Origin of the sequence: Marinobacter sp. NFXS11 (genome assembly GCF_040148675.1) — a bacterium.
Taxonomy (GTDB): domain Bacteria; phylum Pseudomonadota; class Gammaproteobacteria; order Pseudomonadales; family Oleiphilaceae; genus Marinobacter.
The window spans coordinates 913,346-931,821 of sequence record NZ_JAGDDV010000002.1 but is presented as its reverse complement, the minus strand read 5'-3'; the positions used below and the strand labels follow the sequence as shown (position 1 = coordinate 931,821).

The following is an 18,476-nucleotide window of genomic DNA, read 5'->3' as shown; positions in this document are numbered from 1 at the left end:
ATATACTACCCATTTTTTAATTTTCGACTCCTCAGTTTGGCCCATTAAGGACTCTCCCATGAGCAAAAAGAAGCGAATTCGCATCGATCAAATCCTGCTTCAGACACTGAAGCTTCGCGGAGATACTCCTTTTTCAACGACCAAGATCAGGGATCTGTACGTTACGCAAATGACTCGCTCTCGTGACTTAGATCGTAACTCGATCCGTAAACACATTTATAAAGAGGTGCTCCGGCTTGAGTCAGCTTTTGTGATCAAGCGGCACAAAGGTGAAAAAGGGAGGGGCTGCAGGTTCATCTACGAGGGTGCGCCCGAGGGGGTCCTTCTTGAAGCCAAACCCTCTCCATTTGAGCCTTCAGAGGGAACAGCTGCTCCCCCGATGGAACCGGCCATTCTCGAAGGATTAATGGAAGAACTGTCGACGCGCAAGGTAGAACTCATCGCTAGCATCGGTGAGGCTGAGGAGTATCAACGCTTGTGTAAGAAGTTTCCTTCGCTGCAACAAACCGTTAGAACACAATATTTAGAATCCCGGGAAAGAAGCACCAAACTACTTGGCCAACTACGGGCAGTGGAGACAATTCTAGCCGATATCGGTAGCCATCGATGACTCAGATCAAGCTCCGTAATTGGCAGATAGAGTGCGCAGAGAGCGCTTTAGCGGTCTATGAAAGACATTCTCATTTTCTCTGTCATGCGACACCAGGGGCAGGAAAAACTGTGATGGTCGCGTCCGTTGCCAAAACGCTCTTTTTAGAGAATAAGATCGATTTTGTAATTTGTTTCTCCCCGTCACGAGCCGTCGCACGGGGTGTGGCAGAAACTTTCAGTCGAGTTCTTGGGCGCAGTTTCAATGGCCAAATGGGCGCCGCCGGGGGGTCGTACACCTATCAGTCAATGGACACTCTGCCCGATGAGCTATGGCGAGTACTGGACGAGTACCGAGTCTTCGTTGTTCTGGACGAAATTCATCATTGCTCTGGTACCAATTGGAGCGATTCCTCCATTGGCAATAGTTGGGGCAGAACTATTCTTGAGAGGATTCAAGGTAAAGCAAGCTACACCATGTCTCTTTCCGGCACTCCATGGCGAACCGATAACTGCCCGATCGCTCTATCTCACTACAGAGACTCGGACGGGCAGATTTCCTGCGATTACGAATACGGTCTGCGGAGAGCAATATCGGACCAAACGTGCCGGGCACCTCAAATTGTCCTCGTGGATAATCGCGAAATCAGCCTTCAATCATCAGCGTTCGGCTGCAGGTCCTTCGCAAGCATTAGTGAGTCGCTTGAAAATAAGCACATCAAATACCCGGATTTTTTATTCCGAGATGAAATCATTGACCAGATTCTCTCTGAGGCATCAAGACGATTAACTAACCTCCGACGAAGCGCACCTGAGGCGGGAGGGCTTGTCGTGGCCTCGTCCGTGGCACATGCGGAACAAATTGCGAGGCGCCTTTCGATGATTGATGAGACATCAATCATCGTCACATATAAATCGCCTGATGCACAAAAAACCATTTCAAAGTTCAAAACCTCCAGCGCGCGTTGGATCGTATCAGTCGGTATGATCAGCGAAGGAACCGACATTCCCAGGCTTCACGTTTGCTGTCACCTAAGTCGTATTCGAACAGAATTGCATTTTCGACAGGTTCTTGGGCGAATCCTCAGACGGCAGGAAACCGAGATGGCGGATTCAAACGCGTGGCTTTATGTACTTGCAGAACCAAGTCTTACGGAGTTCGCTCGTAGAATTGAAGAGGACCTTCCCGGGGAAAGAGTTGTGTCAATCCACTCAGACTCAGTGAGTACAGATGGTCAAACATCGAAAAAGATTGAATTAGTGGAGGGCCAAGATCTTTCGCTACCATTGGATCCAGTTGGACGAAATTCTGTCGAAGAGTCGATCCATAATGAGGGATCGTCTGAGAAAAACAGTATCGATCTACACGTCAGCAATCGATTCTGGAATGAAATTCTCTCCCTTTTTGTAACTTGACTAAAGCCGCGGCAAGAACCTGTCGCGATAAGAATACGAAACAGGATTTGTCTGGCTCATACTCCGTTGAACTAGTCTTGGTAAAAAAGCAAGAAGCCAGCGTCCCCAAAGCGTCATCAGCTAAACTTGAGGAGAATAAAACTTTGCCGCAAGCACAAGTATTTATGCATGGCAAATTGGCGGGGACCCTTGAACGCGAAGGGACGGTTGTTCGCTTTATCTATGATCCTAATTACGTAACCAATCGGCTACCGGCGTTGAGCTTGAGCCTTCCTCTTCAGCTTGAACCTTTCGAGCAAGATGGTGGACTACCTGCTTATTTCAGCGGATTGGTGAGCGAGGGGTGGTTACGAAGGGTTCAAGCATTCGAGCAAGGAATCGACCCCGCTGACGAGTTTCGGTTGCTGATAAATAACGGTCGCGATCTTGCGGGCGCTGTAACAATTCTTCCGCTGCGTCCATAGGCCCATTCGCCAACATTGATGCTGGGTTTAGAAATCCCTAGAGAGTGGCTCAAACATATTGGCGGGTTAACCCGCCCCCCTCTGGCCTAACCGTTTTCAACTTAAAAATGTTCATCACTGACCCTGACCCCGTATGAACGGACACTAGGCAGGACTCATCATTACGTCGAATTTCTCTGCAGGGTACATGTGTAAAGGTCATTTGTTTTATTTTCCGATTTCGCACGCCTTGACCGGCCCATGATATGTGACGTTAATTTTTTAGGCGTTCAATCTTGTTTCTCAAGCGCGCATTCTCTCGCTGATAGAAAATGGTTTCGGACTCCCATATTGCTATCTGGGACAGGGACTTATCTATGTCTGACTTCAGTTTTTCGATTTCCTGTCGCAATGCCTTATTGGTGATCCTTAGAGTTTTACGCTGGGACTGGCCCTCTGGTCCCAGATCAGCCTCTCCTCTTACCGATCTATTATGATCTTCTATCGCCTCTTTTACGTGGGCATTCCAGGGACTATCCAGTGCAACGTTGCTCTTCAACCCAGCTCCAGACCAAACCTCTTTGAAAGACCACAGTGAGCTTGGCTTCTCTTTACGTAAGCGAATAACCTGCCGCCACAACGCTTCAGTGTTCTGACGTTTTGTTTCTTCTCTATTTTTTAGAAGCCCCTGATGACTCCCTCTTTGCTTCACTTTCATGGTTGGTCCTCTGGCCCGTCAAGTTGGCGAAGAAGTTTATCGATTTCTTCGATACGCCCCCTCAAAAAAGACACTTTGAGAGGCTGATTTTTGAAGAACGAAACCATCCTTTCATTCTCTTGTTTTCGCCAAATCAACGTTCTTTTCTTCCCACTTGCAGGTATCCACGAGTTGTTGCAATCAGCTGGCCTGCAGTTGCTTTTGTCACCTCCACAAAGAGCTTTCTTCGCGCGATAAAAACACAACCCATCATCCGTTTGCTCGACCAAAGCCCTTTCTGGGAGGGATTTGAGGAAAGCACCACGATCCTTTTTAGCCAGGCCGATGAATTCTTTCCGCAGTGCATGCAACTCCTCTGCGCCACCGCCAATTACTGGAATTTGAGATCCAACGAATTCTTCCAGGAGCTCCTCAGACAATTCAAACTTTTCAGCCTGAAGTTCGGCATAGAGGTTTGGGTCGCCATAGACTTTGGTCATTTCGATATCGTAGTGCTTCAACTGATCTTGGAGTGCCCGCAAACCTAGGCCTTGGCGGACCAAAATTCTTGCGAACTTTTTCCGAAATTGGTGGCTGGCCAGTGGCCAAATATCACCGGCGTGACGAATACGGTGCACCCGTGCAAATGCCTTTAGAGAGAAATCAAGGGAGGTCTTCGACACCGAATATTTCGACCTTGGACTTGCGAATAGGTAAGGATTACCTTTTTCAAAAAACGGGTAGCTAACCTTCTCAAGCGCTTCGATCGCCTCCTGTACGATCGGAATAGTTTGCCAGTGATACTCTCTCGGTCTCGGCTCCAGCTTTCTCGTATGGGTCACTACAAAGTGCAAATTTTTAATTCCGCCATCGATATCGACTTTCTGAACCAACCAGTTGTTCTCCGCGCCAAATCGGATTTCTTGTACTTCGGAGATTCGCATACCGGTAAAAATTGCAACTATCACATAAGCTGCTGCTCTAAGGCGCGAAGCTAGCTTTCTTTCTGTACAAGGAGAGCCGGGATCATAGACACCATATTCTTTGAATACCCCTGAGATCCTTACCGGAAGCTCATCTTGCGTTACCTCTCGGCATTCATATTGGGCCTTTAAACGCCGCATCTCGACAAGGGCATCGGCCAACTGTAGGTCTTTGATCGCACACGCAACCAATTCTCCGGCGACTGAATCAGGCATTTCTCTGGTACTGGATTCCTTTCTACCCAAGGCAATCTCTGCCGCAGATGCTGCCCACTGTGTACGTGATCCAAAATCGCGAAATGGGTTGATGCGCAGGCCGTGCCTCATCTTCGTTGACTGCTCATACAACCAGTCAAGCCCCTGCGAACGACTGGTCAAAGTCCTGTTGGTAATGGCCCTACCAATACAATGGTTTCTGATCGCCAACTGGCCTAAAAATTCGTCCAAGTCATATTTATCTAACTCAGATAGGTAATTGAAGCCATTCTCAAACATATAATTGAAAATCGCCTTCAATCCATTCTTTATACTCGAAAAATAGGTCGTGAGTTTTGGCCTTGACCAAGGCGGTTGAACCAACAATGTGTAGACGTACTCTTTTGCTTGATCTAGATAGAGTGATTTTTTTAGATCCGTGATGTCACTTCCATCTGAAAATTTTATTTTTCGAAAATTGAGAGTAACATCCGAAGAACGGTACTCTGGATACTCTTGAGTAAAGTCCCAAACATTTTCTCGATAACATGAAGATCCAGAAACTCTAAGTTTATCTTTCCCCTCTTCACCTAAACATTTAATATCTAGATACCTTACTTCATCTTTCTCAACGCCCTTAAAGCGCTCCCAAGCCGAAGGTTCAATTTTCAAATGGCTTGCGCTAGTCACTATCTCCTACCCTCATACAATGCGGGGTCCCAAACTGGAATAGGTGAAATCCTTGACTCAGTCCTTATTTTTTCGACAACAGCGTTTGGGTACTTAGGCAAAATATACTCTTCCCAAAAAAACTTTTTATTTTCTGTAGCTCTTTCAAACTCTTCTTGTGAGATCTCATCTATATTTAATAAATAACAATGAAAACTCATGAAGCAAAAGTATTTTTTTATGTCTTCGGGAGTTATTACAAGATTTTGACAACCTTGACAAACCTCGACATCAGCATCACAGATTTCTCCTTTCCGTTGTCCTAGGATCTGCGCATCGAATGGATTTTTACAATGGTTCAGAAGTCCATCATGGATTCCGTTGGCCGTATCCTTGGCTATCACCCTTGACTCGTTGGCCTTAAGGTAATCCTCGGAGACCGAACCGCCCTCAGTTAACCCAAGGAACATCGCCTCCTGATGAATTGCGCGCCTTGATCTAAAAAGGGGGTCCTCAACTCTTCGCAGATACTCTGCGGTTGTAGATGAATCAGCATGCCCCAAAAGTGATTGTAGGTACCTCAGATCTTCAGTCCTGAGGTACTCATTCCATGCGAGGGTAGGCCGAATTTGGTGCGCCTGCACCCAGATTCTGTCGCCTGTATCCGAGGCTTTAATTGGGTGCCTATCGAAGAATCTCTTCACACCTGAGTGAAAATACCCGGAACCGAAAGTTTTCGGCTCCTTTTGGGGGTTAGCGTTACTTATCCAGAGCTCTGCTTGACCTTTCGTACGAATCCTTTCCGTAATTTTGATTACACGTTCTATTATTGAGATCGCCCACGTATCGTTTTCGGATTCCTGCTCAGGTATTGTTTTACCCTTCTTTGAAGACCTGTACTTCGTCCAGTCTATATATTTTCTTTCTGGGTCAATTGGATCAGGTTTTATGCAATCGACTGTCAGCCGTTGAATGGTGCTCGGATTCAGCCCCGTTCTGAGTAACAGCATCAAGTAATAGGGAGCTAAATCGTAAGCAGAGATCCAAGACCAAGCCTTCATTTCCCTGAAAAATTCGCCATAGCCTCTCCAATTTTCTCTCATTGCTGTACGAAACTCAGGATACTTCCGCCTTAACATTTTGTCTGTATAAGGCTTCGCCTCCATGAAATTTTCCCAATACCAAATAACATATTCTTTATTTTTCCACGGAGTTAAATATTTTATCGGCGTCGTCTGCCCCAGGTATTTAGGTGTATAATTCGAGTCAGCGCCAATACAATCATAGAACTCCTGGACGGATGAATATTCTTCCGTTGGATAGTCACGCTTCACACCGTACCAAAACGTGTGCCCCTTTGGGTATTTAATGATATCGGTATAACTCGAAATACGCTGGCAACTCAACGTATTTTCAAAATACCAGATAAGGTGTTCCTTGCTCGCCCATAAAGCCCTTTTCCCTGTAGATGCATTCAATTCAGCGACTCCCTCCATCGGAGGGGGCTTCCCGATATATATTGGCGTGTAGGTGGTTTCGAATTTATCTTTTTGGTTTCGAAGCTCCTGGACCACCGCTTTAAAAATCTGCTTAAGCTCCTTTTTGTCATAACCAATATTGGGGCTCTGGAGACTCGTAGACTTCGGGAAGACATTTCTAGGTGGGACAAACTCCTCTATCAATTTTGGGTGATTATTCATCTGAAGAAATACAGATTTCAAAGATCGATATCGCGAAGCAGCTGTCGAATAACTAATTGGTGCATATCTTTTTAGCCATTCAGCAAATCTAGAAAGGAGCGCTGAATTAAGCTGATCCGGTTGGTAAACCGAATGCCTCTCAAGAAACTCAAAGAATCTATTTGATGAATCATATATAGCTATTCGAGTATTATTTCCTTGCAGATACCGAAGTTTGAATAATGCCCAGACAAAGATCTCCAGAATCTGCCGGGAGCTTTCAGCATAGGTTTTCTTCGAGAAATCAAAGGTCTTTCGTTTACCATCATTTTTGCAGGTAACCGAGAAAACCAGATCGGACTGCACACGCTGCTCTGCAGCCCCCAGGGCCATAACACTAGCGTACTTTTTCTTACCCAAGAGAGGCCTCTATCATTTGATCAAGCTCGCGTTGAAGACCTGAATACGTTCCCGAATAGGAAACTAATGTGGCCGTGTGGACATAGTATAGGTGTGTCGTGGTCTCGGATTCATGGCCCATAAGCTTTGCTAAACCAACCAGATCTCGATTTAACAGATAATGGTATGTTCCGAACGTGTGCCGAAGAATATGTGGCGTTGACTTGATCCCTACGTACTGCCCAGCTTTTCTGAATAATTTTTGGACCCAATTGGTAGCAATCGCTTGACCTTTATCCGAGAGGAAAAGGTTTTGCCGAATACAGTCCTCACTGACTTTGGAGATCCTATCGCTGACAGTCTCACGGTCAAGATCCACGTACTCCCACAACTGCAATAGCAGCTGGTTTGGGATCAGGATCACTCTGGCTTTCGCCCCCTTGCCTATCAGTCGCGCAGGTGTCGAGATTCTTCTTGAGTTTACCTCTGGTAAGTCGCTAAGCGGAAAATTACATACCTCTGACACCCTTGCACCTGTTTGAAGCATGAACGCGCCCATGAGGATATTCCTTCGTTTGACATGTGGATGCGTACGCCCTGAGACCAAACCCAACGCGTCAACGAACCTGATTGCATCCTCCATAAGCAAGAAGCTTATAGGCTCCGCTAGCGGGCGAGAGGGATGGCCTTTACTTTGGTATTTACGCTTCGCGCTTAAATTAATGTTTTTAGCTTCAACAGGATTAAGGCTAGGGCAAATGCCTTGTTCGTATGTCCATAGTAAAAACCTGTGGGCTGCCGAGGCCCGCGAATTCACGGTGTTCCAGCTTAGCTGACTACCATCAGACTTCTTATAAACGCACAATGCTTCTACATAGTAGTCAAAAGCATCCTCGTCGATATCTTCAATCGCCAGTTGAGAATTTGAAAGCCAGATCAAGAGCTCTTTGAGATGCTCAGAAAGGGTGAGCAGGCTCTTAACCGCCAACCGGCCGGACATCATTCGCATGTATAGATTAGCGGCTGGGATGGGTGCTAGTTGATCATCGAAAAACTGAGGAACTGCAGCACCTAGCAATCGCACTTTCTCTATGCTGGAATTTCTGAAGTCAACCTTCACACATTTTATGTGGCCATCGCCCAATTTCACCGTTTCCCGCTCTTCAGTTACTTTAAGGATATCAATTGCAGGTGTCTGCCTAATAATTGGCGACCTAGAACCACCATGATCTCAGCGTAGATCAAATTTCGGTCCTGTCTACTGAATAATTTTGGGTTGAGAGAGGGGCGAGAATACATAGATACAGCGTTTCGCCAGGTCCTTCTAACACGGCATGATTCAGTTGGGCTCGAACGTTGGCCGGGCGGCTCTGACGTGGCGCCACATAGACTGGCGGGTGATTGCCGCGTTTCTGCCCGGCGTAATCGCAGGGGCGGCGCTGGGCGCCTGGCTACTGGTGAATCTTCCCGCCCACATCTGGCAGTTGACCATCGCCCTGTTCGTGCTCTATCTCTGCTGGGGGCCGTCGCTACCCAAGGGTGCATTTGGTGCCCCTGGCGTATTCCTGGCGTCGGCGCTGACCAGTTTCGTCAGTCTTTTCGTGGGCGCCACCGGGCCACTCGTTGCAGCGTTCATCAAGCAGATTCATACCGACCGGTTCAGAACCGTGGCCACGTTTGCCACCGCTATGACCCTTCAGCACGCCCCGAAGGCGCTGGTATTCGGAGCCGCCGGGTTCATGTTCTTCGAGTGGCTGCCCTTCATTCTCGCCATGATTGCCTGTGGCTTTGCCGGCACCTGGCTCGGGCTCCATGTACTCAGCTCCCTGAGCAACCGGAAGTTCACACTGATATTCAATATCGTGCTGACAGCGCTGGCGATCCGCCTGCTCTGGCAGGCCAGCCTCTCAGCCGGCTGGTGGTGAAGGCACCACCACAACCCTGTTACGCCCCCGGGATTTGGCGATGTAGCTACCCTCATCCGCCCGGGCCATAACCTCTCTGGGGCCGCTGTCTTCCGCTGTCAGTTCCGTCAGGCCGATGCTGGTGGTTACACCGAATGAGCGGCCGTCATGCTCAATGCGAAGCGCCTCCACATCAACGCGAATCCGTTCCGCCAGCGCCTCGGCCCGGGTCATGCCGCAGGCAGGCAAAATGATGCCGAACTCATCGCCGCCCAGTCTGGCCACGGTGTCGGATTGGCGAACCGCGTCCTTGAACAGATCCGCCAGCCGTTTGAGCAGGTCGTCACCAAGCAGGTGACCGCCTTCATCGTTCACCGGTTTGAAATAATCGAGATCAATCAGCATCAGTACCGAACGGACTTCCTGGCGACCGGCCTCACCCAGGCACCGAACCAGCGAGGCGTTGAATGCGCGTCGGTTCATCAACTGGGTGAGGGTGTCGTGGGTCGCTTCCCAGGACAGCCGCTCCTCCTGCCGGCGCCGGTCGCTGTCGTCCCGCAGCACAAACACCAGGCGTTCATCCTCGCGGCCCTGACGAATGTGCAGCATGGTCAGATCAATAGGGAAGGGAACACCCAGCGAATTACGGAGCGTCACATAGAGGCTGTCCAGGTCATCACCAGTCAGGAACTGCTGCGCCGTCATTTCGCGTTCTTCCGTTTCGATGGTGACCAGCTGGAAGAAGTTCCTGAGCACGCATTCCCCCTCGGTTCCCAGAAGACGACATGCGGCATCGTTGGCAAAACGAATAACGCCCTCGACGTCTACCATGAGAACCCCCTCCTGGAGTACGCCAAGTATCGTCTCTGCCCGCTGCTGCTCTGCCCTGAGGGCCTCTTCCACCTCCAACTCATGGGATATATCGCGAACGACCGTGATGGTGCCGAGCGCCTTCTCAGGGGTCTGTATTGCAGCCGTCATCACATCACCCCAGATCACCCGGTCCCGTGCGGTCGATTCCAGCCTCAACCGTCCCCGGAAAACGCTCTGGTTCCTGATCGCCGTCTTCCAGCCGGCAATCGCCTCCAGTCGATCGCTCTCATGCACACGATTGGCCAGATAACTGTAGGTGAGTTGCTCCGCCGGATGGCCAACGATGGCCTCAAAAGCCGGGTTGGCAAATTCAATTCGGCCCAGAACGTCGGTCTGCACGATGCCGATGGGCGCACTTTGCGTGAGGGAACGGAAAAACGCCTCTCTTTCAGCGAGAGATACCAGAACCTCGTCCCGTTCATCGGTTACGGTGTTAAAAATCTCTGCAACCTGGCGGATTTCCTTGCCTCCGGCGACGTCCACCGGGTCGGAGCGCATACCAAGGTGGCGCTCGCGAATCTGCTCGCCCAGCGTTTTTAGCGGCGCCATCAATCGCCGGAAGCGCCAGAGCGCAAGAGGCGAGATCAACAGGATCACCGCAAGCAGAATCCACACAAAGGCATCCAACGTCCGGGTCATCGGGGCCAGGGCTTCACGTGCCGGCCAGGACGCCGCTACAAACCAGGGAACCTGGGTCAGCTGCTGCACCGACATGATGGTCTTTTCACCGTCGCTGCCGCGGGTCTCCAGCGTGCCTTCAAACCCCTCCATGGCATCCCGGAGCACCGGATTAGCAACACGAACCGGTGACATGGCCCTTTCATCCCGCTGACTGACCACCACAAACCCGCTCCGGGTAGCGACACCGAGATAACCGGTGGTTCCAATCCGGATATTGATAAACTGATCAAGGAAGTTGTTGCCATCCAGGGCGATGGCGCCGCCGATGACGCCGATGAACCGTTGGCGGTGGTCGAAGATCGGCGCGGCGACCATGATGGCCGGCTTTTCCTGATAATTGGACAGGTAGGGCTCGCTGATCACCGGCGTGAGAGTGGAGGAGACCCGGCGAAAATATTCCCGATTGCTTACATCCAGTCCCGACTGCCGGTAATCTTCGGGATGCTCGGCGACCACCAGGCCATCCTCATCCATCAGGTACACAGCATCAAACAGGTGCTCCAGGGCCGTTTGCCGCCGGATCAGAATCTGCGCCCTTGCATTCAGCACATCGCGAGACATGGTGAGGTTCTGGGCCACATGGTTAAGTGCGCCAAGCCTCAGGGCCAGTTTGTCGTCCAGCTCTCCCGCAATCAGGGTGGCAATCGTTTCCACCTGGTCACGGGCCTGCTGTTCCAGCTCCGACCGGCTCAACAGGGACCCGGCCACGGTTGCCAACAAAGCCGAAAGGATGATCGCCACCACCACCAGGGCAACGGCCCGATTCACCAGACTGCCGAACCATTGTTTGATCAGCACAGCATCCACGCTCCCGGACGGTTTCGACGACCCGTAATGACCTTACCTCCAATCTCAGGTTTTCTGTTCGAGTGACCAGTGGCTTCAAGTCTAACAGAGGGGCATTCAATGTCAGGTTACGTACTTGCAAATTTAATGATAATCGTTATTATTTAGTTCCACTTTTGCACAACGAGCGCCTTTTCAAATGACGGACCTCACCCTGCCCATGAACACAGGCCCACTCGCCCAACTGTTTGATATGGGTGGCCCTGTGATGATGGTGCTCGTAGCACTCGCGGTAATCGGCCTGGTTACTTTCGTGTATTTGATGCTCCTTGGAGCACTCTATGCACCACGCTTGTCCGGTCGGCTTAAAAAAACCGTAATGAACTGGCAGAGCAATCCGGCGTCGGTAAGACCCTCAGAAATGCGACAGCAGGCCGGCCGATGGGGGAGGATGAATCCGCTACAGCATCTTGTCACCGATACCATTGAGGCCATTCAGAAGGGCCGGGATGACCGGCAGATCCGGGAAACCGCGGCACGGGATGCCCAGCAATCCCTGGAGCCGTTCGAGGCCCCGCTGAAGATCATCGAAGTCATTGCCGCGCTGGCTCCTCTTCTCGGCCTGCTGGGAACCGTGCTGGGCATGATGGAGGCCTTCAGCGCCATGGCGGCTACCGAAGGCCGTGCCAATGCCACCCAGCTCAGTGGCGGTATTTACGAGGCCCTGACCACCACCGCTGCGGGCTTGGTCGTGGCCATACCGTTTGCTGCACTGGCTGCATGGATCGAGTTCCGGCTGCGACGCATCCACAAGACCATCAACAGTACCCTGGTTTCGATTCTGCATATTGTGCCGGAGCAGACCCTGGACGCTGATGAGGCAGACTACAAGGTTCCTGAACAGCAGCTTCACAGCGAGGCAGCCGGGGACGAGCCCGACCGCTATACAACTGCCCGGGGTCAGCGATTCGCCCATGCAACTGGTTGAACCAAGGCCGAGTCGCCCGGTCCCGATACGGATCACGCCCCTGATCGACGTCGTCTTCATCCTCCTGGTGTTCTTTATGCTGACCACCCGTCTGTTGCCAGTCGACTACCTGGAGCTTGCAAATAACACCACCAACCGCAGCCCGGTCACTGGCGAGCCTCTGCCTGAGCTGACTGTGACTGCCAATGGCAAGGTGCAATGGCAGGGGCAATCCATGGCCCTCGATCAGCTTGTGAGCGAGCTGGGAGACGCCGGTATCACCGAAGTAAACCTCGGGACGACGGGTGATACGCCTCTGGGAGCCTTCACCAGGGTACTCAGCGGCTTGACTGACCAGGGTATCGACACCCACTGGAAGCGGGCGAAATCACAGACACCATGAGCGATCTGGTTCCACCTCCCTTCACCTCCGGCAAAACCTTGATGGAACGCGTGGAAGATGCACTTCTGCCGTTGATCAATCTGGTGTTTCTGCTTCTCATGTTTTTCATCGTTGCCGGCCAGTTGACCGACGACCCACTTCCGGAATTGCCCGCCACGCAGCAGGCTGAGGACCGGCAGTCGCCCCATGCGGACATGATTGTCAGTGCAGAAGGCGAGTGGAAAGTGGATGGCGAGCTGCTCGACAGGGCGTCTCTGGTTGCCAGACTGCCAACGCCTGGCGAAGAGCAACCCCTGAAAATCGCCGCTTCCGAAGCAATCGGCATGGCGGATCTGGAGGCACTCTTCCGGTTGCTTGAGGAGGCCGGATACCAGGATATCCTGTTATTGACGGAGCCTGCCCAGTGATGCCGCAACAACCACCCTTCCGGTGGACACTTTTGCTGCTGGCATTCGTGATCACCTTTGTTGCGCTGGTCTTCGCATCTCCCGAAAAGACGGTGGAGCTCAATACTCTGGGCGAATCCGCCGTCAACACCGCGCCCGCCATTCGTATTAAGCTGGCTGGAGAGCCCGCTCCCAGGCCCGAGCCTGTGACTGCGCCGGAACCGAAGCCACAGCCCAAGCCGGAACCGGAACCGGAACCCGCGCCTGAACCGGAACCCGAGCCTGAACCCGAACCCGAACCTGAGCCTGCGCCCGAGCCAGAACCGGTAACGCAGCCGACGCCCGAACCTGAGGTCACCGAGCAAGTAACAGAGGCAGAGACGCCGGTTGGCGATCCCGTGGAAACGGAGACCCGGGAGCAATCTCAGGCGACCGTTCCGCTTCAAAACGCTGGCGTCAGATCAGAAGTGGACAATTACCTGTCCAGGCTCAGTCGCCACCTTGCCCGGTATTATGAATACCCCCGCCGGGCAAGACGGCTCGGCCAGGAAGGCACCCCTGTGATTGTGTTCGAGTTTCGGAGGGACGGGTCCCTGGTGGCACACAGCCTGAGAGCCAGCTCCGGACATCAGCTTCTGGACGAGTCGGCTCTGGCCATGTTGGAGCAGGCAGAGCCTCTTCCGGCCGTGCCTGATGAGATATCAGGAAAGAAATTCCGTTACGCACTGCCCGTACGCTTTCGCCTCCGCTGAACCGGGCTACCGCTGCGCCAGCTTGCAGCAATCCGCGGAGTTCACGCACCGATCGAGTGCGTGACAACAGGCTTCATGCTTGACACGAAATCAGGTATTCCCACCTAAAACTACATACCAAGCTGATTTAAATCTGATTTTTTTTGATTCAAACCAAACTGGCACAGTCTCTGCAGATTTGGACGTAACGGAACCAACGTTGGTTCTGTTCACAGCGACAGATTCATTCAGACGACGGCGTCTACTTGTACCTGCAGATTGCAGGCGGCGAGTAACGCCGTTTTTTTATGGCCAATCAAAACGTCTGGCCACTTGATAGAAGTCAGAGGAAAACACTATGTCTTACATCGTGCCTTCGGAATTCGTCACCAAAATGGTCGACGCCGGCGAATCCAAGATCTACATGTCAACCCGGGACACCCTTATTCGGGCCTTCATGGCCGGTGCCATCCTGGCCCTGGCTGCAGCGTTTGCCATTACCGTGGCGGTCCAGACCGGCGTGTTCCTGATCGGCGCCATCCTGTTCCCGATCGGCTTTTGCATGCTCTACCTGATGGGCTTCGACCTGCTGACCGGCGTTTTTATGCTCACCCCCCTGGCGCTACTGGATAAGCGTCCCGGCGTAACCCCGGCGGCCATTCTGCGGAACTGGGGCTGGGTCTTTCTTGGCAACCTGGGCGGCGCACTGACCGTGGCCTTCATGATGGCCTTTATCTTCACCTACGGCTTCAACACCGATCCGGGGGCGGTTGGTGCCAAGATCGCCAGTGTCGGAGAGGCGCGGACACTCGGTTACGCCGAATACGGCGCAGCCGGTTGGGCCACCATTTTTATCCGCGGCATGCTGTGTAACTGGATGGTTTCCATGGGCGTCGTCGGCGCCATGATTTCCACCAATGTCAGCGGTAAAGTACTGGCCATGTGGATGCCGATCATGCTGTTCTTTTTCATGGGTTTCGAGCACTCCATCGTGAACATGTTCCTGTTCCCGTCCGCCATCATCATGGGCGGTGAGTTCTCGGTCATGGACTACCTGTGGTGGAACGAGATTCCCACCGTGCTGGGCAACCTGGTAGGCGGCCTGGCCTTTACCGGCCTGACGCTCTACACCACACATGTAAGAACTGCGCCGAAGCGCAAAATTGCAACGGCCTACAACGATACTGCCCTGGCCAGCTCCAACTAAGCAGGGTCTTCCTGCAACTCCGGCTGCCGCACCCGCCGGAGTTGCTTTTTCCTCCAGCAGGGAACCCCCAGTTTTCCATGACAACATCTTTGTCCATTTCCGTCGGCCAGCACTCGGAAGCTGGCGCAAAGCCGATGAACCAGGACTTCCACGGTCTGTTAGTGCCTACGGGGCGTCAGCTGGTTACCAAAGGCATTGCCGTTGCCATCGCCGACGGTGTCAGCTCCAGCGATGTCAGTCAGATTGCCAGCGAATCCGCCGTGGCCGGGTTTCTCAACGACTACTTTTCAACCCCGGAGAGCTGGTCGGTCAAACAGTCCGCGCAACGGGTACTACGGGCGACCAACGCTTGGCTCCATGCCCAGACCCGGCAGAGCCAATATCGCTATGACCGCGACCGGGGCTATATTTGCACCTTGAGCGTGATGGTGGTCAGATCGGCCACGGCGCACCTGTTTCACATTGGCGATGCCCGCATCTACCGGGTCCATTCCGGACAGCTCGAGCAGCTCAGCACCGATCACCGACTCTGGCTCTCCCGGGAAGAGAGCTGCCTGACCCGTGCCATGGGCATCGGCGATCAACTGGACATCGATTATCAAAGCCTACCGATACAACCCGGCGACACTTTTCTGCTGACCACCGATGGCATCCATGAGCATCTGGACGGGCGAACCATGGCCCACATCGTTCAGGAATCTGCCGACGACTTGAACGTCGCCGCCCGCCGGTTGGCGGCTGCAGCCCTCGAGCGGGGTAGCAGTGACAACCTGACAGCCCAGATCATCCGGGTCGACTCAGTGCCCTCAGTGCGAGAAAGCCGCGAACTGTTTCACGAGCTGGCCGGACTCCCGTTCGCGCCGGAGCTACAGCCAGGACACCGTCTGGATGGCTACCGGATTCTGAGACAGATTCACGCCAGCAGCCGCAGCCACGTTTACCTGGCCGTAGAGGAGGACACCGAAACCCGGGTGGTGCTAAAGATGCCGTCACTGGAACAGCGGCACGATCCGGTCTACCTGGAACAGTTTTCCACCGAGCAGTGGATTGCCCGCCGAATCAACAGCGCCCATGTCGTGAGACCGTTTCAATCAGCCCGACAACCCAGCTTTTTGTACCAGGCTACAGAGTTCGTGGAAGGCGGTACCTTGCGGCAATGGATGCTGGATAACCCGGCCCCGGCACTCGAAACCGTGCGTAATCTCGTGGAGCAGATTGGCAAAGGCCTGCGGGCATTCCATCGGCTCGAGATGGTGCACCAGGACCTGAAACCGGAAAACGTGCTGGTCGATGCGCACGGCACCGTCACCCTGATCGATTTCGGCGCCACCCGGGTCGCCGGCCTGGAAGACTCTGGCGACGATGAGCAAGGCGGCCCAAGGGGAGCCGCTCTCTACAGTGCCCCGGAGACTTTTCTCGGAGAGCCTGGGAGCTGGTTAGCAGACCAGTTTTCCCTGGGGGTGATTACCTACCAACTGCTCACCGGCCAGCTACCCTATGGCCCGGAAGTGCCGAAGATTCACAGCAGGAAACAGCTTCGAAACTTGAAATATCAACCTGCCCGCCAGGTCCGGGAGAACCTGCCCGGCTGGGTCGACGATGCCATTGAAAAAGCCGTTCATCCCCAGGCCCACAGACGCTATCCGGCACTCTCGGAATACCTTTACAGCCTGCGACACCCTCCCGTCGATTGGCACAAATGCCATCGACCGCCACTGATGGAACGCAATCCAGTCGCCTTCTGGCAGGGCGTTTCCGTTTTATTGCTTCTGGCACTGCTGGCAGCCCTGGGTCTCCGCTGAAGCCTGCATTGCCCGGGCGAGATTTTGCCCCGCCAGCAATCCGTCGCCTGGTATTCGGGCGCGGGATTGCCCGGCACGCCCGGAGCGTTTCCGAGAAAAAAGATAACCTACTGTTTTAAATAACATTACCTGTTCTGGCACAGGCTTTGTAGTGGAAGTCGGCGTCCAGGGAACACCCCGGGGACACCATTCATTCACAAGTCATGGAGCAGACTATGCCAACTCCTTGTTATATCAGCATCGAAGGCCAGACCCAGGGCAACATCACTGCCGGCGCATTCACTTCCGACTCCGTCGGCAACATCTACGTGGAAGGCCACGAAGACGAAGTGCTGGTTCAGGAATTCAGCCACGTTGTTACAGTACCGACCGATCCCCAGTCCGGTCAGCCTTCCGGCCAGCGCGTGCACAAGCCGTTCAAGTTCACCTCCGCCCTGAACAAGGCCACCCCGCTGATGTACAACGCCCTCGCCTCTGGCGAGATGCTGCCCAAGGTCGAACTGAAGTGGTACCGCACCTCTGTTGAGGGCAAGCAGGAGCACTTCTTCTCCACCATCCTCGAAGATGCCACCATCATCGACATCAACTGCAACATGCCCCACTGCCAGGATGCCAACAACGCCGACTTCACCCAGCTGGTGACGGTGTCCGTGTCCTACCGCAAAGTCACATGGGAGCATGCCGTTGCCGGCACTTCCGGTGCTGACGACTGGCGTTCGCCTATCGAGGCGTAAGTCGATCCGCAGTGAGCGGAATAGATGCTCCGGAGACGAAAGGGTCTTCGGAGCATCAGCTTTAGAGCTTCAAGGAACGAAGAGCATGAGCGACTCAATTACTGAGAATGATGTTGATATCATTCAAGCAATCATTCGGTCATTCTATGGGCAAGGCAATGCCCGTCTGTTTACCTCATCCACGATTACAGATGAAACTATTGTCAAAGTAGTAGAGTTATTGGCAGAAACGGAAGACTGCAGCACTTGGATTGACGCAATTCCCAGCCCGCAGGATTTGCTTATGCCCTCCAATAAACCAAGAAAGTGGGGTCTGCGAATCATCAGAAAGTCCGGAGAGCCCTCTCTCACCGGCAACGTGCGCATTAACATAATGTGCAAGCGGTTCCGCGCTGCGCAATTCAAACCAGCTATAATCGACCCTTTAAATTAAACAGGGATGTGTTTCATGAAAGCGTTCATCGCTTGCGGGATTTTTTTGATCAGCCTGATCTCGGGTTGTGCTTCTCTTTATCAACAAGCCACCGAGTTTCGCACTTCCAATGGTATTGCGTTCGAGTTCAATAGCGGGCAATTCGATACTGTCGATATCCAACCTTCTGAAACACAGATTTGGCGCGGCTCGGAATTAGTGGGCTCTGTAGCGACGATGGAAACCAACGCCGAGTTTTCAACGGCAGTAGAGGAGGTCAGACAGGGTTTTAGGGAAGCACAGAAATCCTCTGGTGACGTGACAGAACTGGACTTGGGCGAAGGAGTCTATGGGTTCTCTGCAACTGTAAACGGCTACACCACTGCTTTTATCGCCACGTCGAACCACCCGTCATCATGGGTTACGATTAGCACTGATGATGACGTTTTCTACGAAGTTTTATCCACGTTGACGGTTCACGAGAGGCACCAATAATATTTGCCGTTAGTTGACACCACTGG

17 protein-coding genes and 1 pseudogene are annotated in these 18,476 nt (G+C 52.7%); 13 read left to right on the top strand and 5 right to left on the bottom strand.

Annotated features, from left to right (window positions below):
* Nucleotides 1–58 precede the first annotated feature (58 nt).
* From J3362_RS13250 to J3362_RS13240, 3 genes are all read left to right on the top strand, one after another.
* Nucleotides 59–610, top strand: a complete 552-nt coding sequence (locus tag J3362_RS13250) for a VspR family transcription factor (protein ID WP_349520291.1) — start codon at nt 59–61, stop codon at nt 608–610.
* Nucleotides 607–2,004, top strand: a complete 1,398-nt coding sequence (locus tag J3362_RS13245) for a DEAD/DEAH box helicase (protein WP_349520289.1) — start codon at nt 607–609, stop codon at nt 2,002–2,004. Before J3362_RS13250 ends, J3362_RS13245 begins: the two co-directional genes overlap by 4 nt.
* A 77-nt stretch (nt 2,005–2,081) precedes the next feature.
* The gene (locus tag J3362_RS13240) at nt 2,082–2,468 is read left to right on the top strand and encodes a HipA N-terminal domain-containing protein (RefSeq protein WP_349520287.1); all 387 of its coding nucleotides are present in this window, start codon (nt 2,082–2,084) and stop codon (nt 2,466–2,468) included.
* 253 nt (nt 2,469–2,721) lie between these two features.
* Here the strand turns inward: J3362_RS13240 and J3362_RS13235 are convergent, their stop codons facing one another.
* The 4 genes from J3362_RS13235 to J3362_RS13220 are packed head-to-tail and all read right to left on the bottom strand — an operon-like array spanning nt 2,722 to nt 8,219.
* Nucleotides 2,722–3,165, bottom strand: coding sequence for a hypothetical protein (locus tag J3362_RS13235; RefSeq protein ID WP_349520286.1), 444 nt, complete (start codon nt 3,163–3,165; stop codon nt 2,722–2,724).
* Nucleotides 3,162–5,012: a tyrosine-type recombinase/integrase gene (locus J3362_RS13230; RefSeq protein WP_349520284.1), complete on the bottom strand. Its 1,851-nt coding sequence runs from the start codon at nt 5,010–5,012 to the stop codon at nt 3,162–3,164. The genes J3362_RS13235 and J3362_RS13230 overlap by 4 nt, the downstream gene beginning before the upstream one ends.
* The gene (locus tag J3362_RS13225) at nt 5,012–7,090 is read right to left on the bottom strand and encodes a site-specific integrase (RefSeq protein WP_349520283.1); all 2,079 of its coding nucleotides are present in this window, start codon (nt 7,088–7,090) and stop codon (nt 5,012–5,014) included. Before J3362_RS13225 ends, J3362_RS13230 begins: the two co-directional genes overlap by 1 nt.
* Entirely contained in the window at nt 7,083–8,219 is a 1,137-nt protein-coding gene (locus J3362_RS13220; protein WP_349520282.1) for a tyrosine-type recombinase/integrase, read from the bottom strand. The genes J3362_RS13225 and J3362_RS13220 overlap by 8 nt, the downstream gene beginning before the upstream one ends.
* Before the next feature lie 178 nt (nt 8,220–8,397).
* Here J3362_RS13220 and J3362_RS13215 point away from each other — a divergent pair.
* Nucleotides 8,398–8,994 (top strand): annotated as a pseudogene (locus tag J3362_RS13215) (sulfite exporter TauE/SafE family protein); the annotation flags it as partial.
* Here the strand turns inward: J3362_RS13215 and J3362_RS13210 are convergent.
* On the bottom strand, nt 8,977–11,325 hold the full coding sequence (locus tag J3362_RS13210) for a sensor domain-containing diguanylate cyclase (RefSeq protein ID WP_349520280.1): 2,349 nt from the start codon (nt 11,323–11,325) through the stop codon (nt 8,977–8,979). The pseudogene J3362_RS13215 and the gene J3362_RS13210 overlap by 18 nt on opposite strands.
* 187 nt (nt 11,326–11,512) lie before the next feature.
* Between J3362_RS13210 and J3362_RS13205 the strand changes: the two genes are divergently transcribed.
* The 9 genes from J3362_RS13205 to J3362_RS13165 all read left to right on the top strand — a co-directional run bounded on the left by J3362_RS13205 (nt 11,513) and on the right by J3362_RS13165 (nt 18,450).
* Entirely contained in the window at nt 11,513–12,301 is a 789-nt protein-coding gene (locus J3362_RS13205) for a MotA/TolQ/ExbB proton channel family protein (protein ID WP_349520278.1), read from the top strand.
* Entirely contained in the window at nt 12,288–12,683 is a 396-nt protein-coding gene (locus J3362_RS13200; protein ID WP_349520277.1) for an ExbD/TolR family protein, read from the top strand. The genes J3362_RS13205 and J3362_RS13200 overlap by 14 nt, the downstream gene beginning before the upstream one ends.
* Nucleotides 12,680–13,090 carry an ExbD/TolR family protein gene (locus J3362_RS13195; protein ID WP_349520276.1) on the top strand — a complete coding sequence of 137 codons (411 nt, stop codon included), beginning with the start codon at nt 12,680–12,682 and terminating at the stop codon, nt 13,088–13,090. Before J3362_RS13200 ends, J3362_RS13195 begins: the two co-directional genes overlap by 4 nt.
* Nucleotides 13,090–13,821, top strand: a complete 732-nt coding sequence (locus tag J3362_RS13190; RefSeq protein ID WP_349520273.1) for an energy transducer TonB — start codon at nt 13,090–13,092, stop codon at nt 13,819–13,821. The genes J3362_RS13195 and J3362_RS13190 overlap by 1 nt, the downstream gene beginning before the upstream one ends.
* A gap of 337 nt (nt 13,822–14,158) precedes the next feature.
* Nucleotides 14,159–15,007, top strand: a complete 849-nt coding sequence (locus J3362_RS13185) for a formate/nitrite transporter family protein (protein ID WP_349520270.1) — start codon at nt 14,159–14,161, stop codon at nt 15,005–15,007.
* 77 nt (nt 15,008–15,084) lie between these two features.
* Nucleotides 15,085–16,809, top strand: coding sequence for a bifunctional protein-serine/threonine kinase/phosphatase (locus J3362_RS13180; protein WP_349520268.1), 1,725 nt, complete (start codon nt 15,085–15,087; stop codon nt 16,807–16,809).
* A gap of 215 nt (nt 16,810–17,024) precedes the next feature.
* Nucleotides 17,025–17,543, top strand: coding sequence for an Hcp family type VI secretion system effector (locus J3362_RS13175; protein WP_325146204.1), 519 nt, complete (start codon nt 17,025–17,027; stop codon nt 17,541–17,543).
* Nucleotides 17,544–17,628: 85 nt separating this feature from the next.
* Nucleotides 17,629–17,976 carry a hypothetical protein gene (locus tag J3362_RS13170; protein WP_349520266.1) on the top strand — a complete coding sequence of 116 codons (348 nt, stop codon included), beginning with the start codon at nt 17,629–17,631 and terminating at the stop codon, nt 17,974–17,976.
* Nucleotides 17,977–17,991: 15 nt separating this feature from the next.
* A complete protein-coding gene (locus tag J3362_RS13165) occupies nt 17,992–18,450 on the top strand; it encodes a hypothetical protein (RefSeq protein ID WP_349520265.1) in 459 nt (152 codons plus the stop codon).
* Nucleotides 18,451–18,476 lie beyond the last annotated feature (26 nt).

Coding starts and splice junctions, on each gene's coding strand:
- J3362_RS13250 (WP_349520291.1), top strand. CDS start 59: ATGAGCAAAAAGAAGCGAATTCGCATCGATCAAATCCTGCTTCAGACA.
- J3362_RS13245 (WP_349520289.1), top strand. CDS start 607: ATGACTCAGATCAAGCTCCGTAATTGGCAGATAGAGTGCGCAGAGAGC.
- J3362_RS13235 (WP_349520286.1), bottom strand. CDS start 3,165: ATGAAAGTGAAGCAAAGAGGGAGTCATCAGGGGCTTCTAAAAAATAGA.
- J3362_RS13205 (WP_349520278.1), top strand. CDS start 11,513: ATGACGGACCTCACCCTGCCCATGAACACAGGCCCACTCGCCCAACTG.
- J3362_RS13200 (WP_349520277.1), top strand. CDS start 12,288: ATGCAACTGGTTGAACCAAGGCCGAGTCGCCCGGTCCCGATACGGATC.
- J3362_RS13195 (WP_349520276.1), top strand. CDS start 12,680: ATGAGCGATCTGGTTCCACCTCCCTTCACCTCCGGCAAAACCTTGATG.
- J3362_RS13190 (WP_349520273.1), top strand. CDS start 13,090: ATGCCGCAACAACCACCCTTCCGGTGGACACTTTTGCTGCTGGCATTC.
- J3362_RS13185 (WP_349520270.1), top strand. CDS start 14,159: ATGTCTTACATCGTGCCTTCGGAATTCGTCACCAAAATGGTCGACGCC.
- J3362_RS13180 (WP_349520268.1), top strand. CDS start 15,085: ATGACAACATCTTTGTCCATTTCCGTCGGCCAGCACTCGGAAGCTGGC.
- J3362_RS13175 (WP_325146204.1), top strand. CDS start 17,025: ATGCCAACTCCTTGTTATATCAGCATCGAAGGCCAGACCCAGGGCAAC.
- J3362_RS13170 (WP_349520266.1), top strand. CDS start 17,629: ATGAGCGACTCAATTACTGAGAATGATGTTGATATCATTCAAGCAATC.
- J3362_RS13165 (WP_349520265.1), top strand. CDS start 17,992: ATGAAAGCGTTCATCGCTTGCGGGATTTTTTTGATCAGCCTGATCTCG.